3 protein-coding genes are annotated in these 2,172 nt (G+C 47.8%); all 3 read right to left on the bottom strand.

Annotated features, from left to right (window positions below):
- On the bottom strand, positions 1-631 hold a 631-nt coding region (locus IQR33_RS10640; protein ID WP_228013843.1), incomplete at its 3' end, for a hydroxymethylglutaryl-CoA lyase.
- A complete protein-coding gene (locus tag IQR33_RS10635; protein WP_193837739.1) occupies positions 631-1,470 on the bottom strand; it encodes an enoyl-CoA hydratase-related protein in 840 nt (279 codons plus the stop codon). The genes IQR33_RS10640 and IQR33_RS10635, both read right to left, overlap by 1 nt.
- A gap of 29 nt (positions 1,471-1,499) precedes the next feature.
- On the bottom strand, positions 1,500-2,172 hold a 673-nt coding region (locus tag IQR33_RS10630; RefSeq protein WP_322631763.1), incomplete at its 5' end, for a carboxyl transferase domain-containing protein.

The following is a 2,172-nucleotide window of genomic DNA, read 5'->3' as shown; positions in this document are numbered from 1 at the left end:
CCCATGTGTCGTGGAAATGGACAGCAAGCTGGCGAAGAGGTGCAACCAACATGACGGCTTCCAGCATAGCAGCGATACGGTTTGGCGTGCCTGTACCGATTGTGTCGCCTAGAGACACCTCATAACACCCTAAATCGATGAGTGATTTGACCACGCTCGCCACTTGTTTAGGGGCTGTCGGGCCATCGTAAGGGCAGTCGGCAACGCAGGATAGATAGCCACGAACAGGGATGCCGTGTTTGGTGGCTAATCGCATTACAGGTTCGAAGCGAGTTAGGCTTTCTGCAATCGAGCAATTGATATTGTGTTGGCAGAATCCTTCTGATGATGAAGTGAAAATCGCGACCTGATTGGCACCAGCCTCCAAGGCTTGTTCGAAGCCTTTTAGGTTTGGTGTCAGGGCAGAATAAGTAACATGATTTCGCCTTGTTATTGCTTTCATGACCTCTGTTGAGTCCGCCATTTGTGGCACCCATTTGGGCGAAACAAAAGAGCCCGCCTCAATATGCGTTAGCCCAGTATCAGAGAGTAAGTTGATCAACCGGATTTTAGTCTGGGTCGCAACAGGAGATTCATTTTGCAATCCATCTCGTGGACCTACTTCGACAATATTTACTTTGGAAGGCAGCATTACTTGTCCTGTGATTTGGTTACCCAACTTGGGCTTCGTTTTTCAAGAAACGCTTGCAAGCCATCTTGGCCTTGTGGCGATACCCTAATGTCCGCAATGAGCTTGCTAGTATAGTGAATCAGTTGTTGATCGATGGGGTTTTGATGACATTGGTGACAGAGCGTTTTCGCTTTACGCATCGCATCTGGGCTATTAAGTAGTAACGTCTTGATCACGCTATCGACCGCATTTTCAAGTTGTTTGGCTTCTTTCACTTCGTGCACAATACCAAACCGTTCGGCATCCTCGGCTGAAATGACTTCACCACTTAAGATATAGCGTCTAGCTTGTCTATTCCCCATCGCGCGCATGACGTAAGGCGCAATGGTCGCTGGAATTAAACCAAGCTTAACTTCACTTAAGCAAAAGTTGGCACTTTGGCTTGCGATGGCGATATCACTACAACAAATCAACCCTAAAGCACCACCATAAGCGGAACCTTGAACAACTGCGATGGTGGGTTGAGGGAACGAATCTAATGTTTCCATGAGTCTTGCCAAGTTTTGGGCATCAACGAAGTTATCTTGCCTCGTGCTGTCGGCCATCGACTGCATCCAATTCAAATCGGCCCCGGATGAAAAGTGCTTGCCGTTACTTCTTAATACCAAGCACCGCACATCCGTTCGTAAAGCGAGATAATCTAGGCGGTGGATCAGCAAGTCGATCGTACAAGCGTCAAAAGCATTGTGCTTGGCTGTTCTGTTTAGAGTGATGGTCGCTACGCCATTGTCATCGACATGCCAAAGAACATCATCTTGCCTTTGGGCGTTGGGAATAATGCTTGGTTGCATTTCCTGCATACTAACTTCCTTAATTCATCTTTGGATATTTACATTCTGAAGACGCCAAACTCGCTATCAGGAATGGGGGCATTTAATGCTGCCGTTAGCGCATGACTCAACACCTGACGCGTTTTTTTAGGGTCAATAATTCCGTCATCCCATAGCCGAGCGCTCGCAAAATAGGGATGTCCTTGTGTTTCATACAAGTCTATGATCGATTCTCTAAAAGTGTGTTCTTCTTGCTCTGACCACGCTTCTCCCTGGCGTTCCTTCGCGTCTTTTCGAACTTGTGTTAAGACGCCTGCCGCTTGTTCTCCGCCCATCACAGAAATACGCGCGTTCGGCCACATCCACATCATGGTTGGATCATACGCTCGGCCGCACATGCCGTAATTACCAGCGCCGTACGATCCACCGATGATCACGGTAAACTTCGGCACGTCAGCACAAGCGACGGCCATCACTAGCTTGGCGCCATGTTTTGCGATGCCTTCTTCTTCAACCTTTTTTCCGACCATAAAGCCGGTAATGTTTTGGAGAAAGAGAAGCGGTGTTTTCCGTTTGGCGCACAGCTCAATAAAGTGCGCGCCTTTTTGTGCCGATTCAGAAAACAAGATACCGTTGTTTGCCACAATACCAATCAAATGTCCTTGAATACGAGCGAAGCCACACACTAGCGTTCTGCCATACAAGGCTTTGAATTCGTCGAAATCAGAATCA

The organism is Vibrio sp. OPT46 (genome assembly GCF_015163535.1).
In the GTDB taxonomy this organism is placed as follows: Bacteria; Pseudomonadota; Gammaproteobacteria; order Enterobacterales; family Vibrionaceae; genus Vibrio; species Vibrio alginolyticus.
The sequence above is the reverse complement of the archived record's forward strand: the minus strand, read 5'-3'. Positions and strand labels throughout refer to the sequence as shown.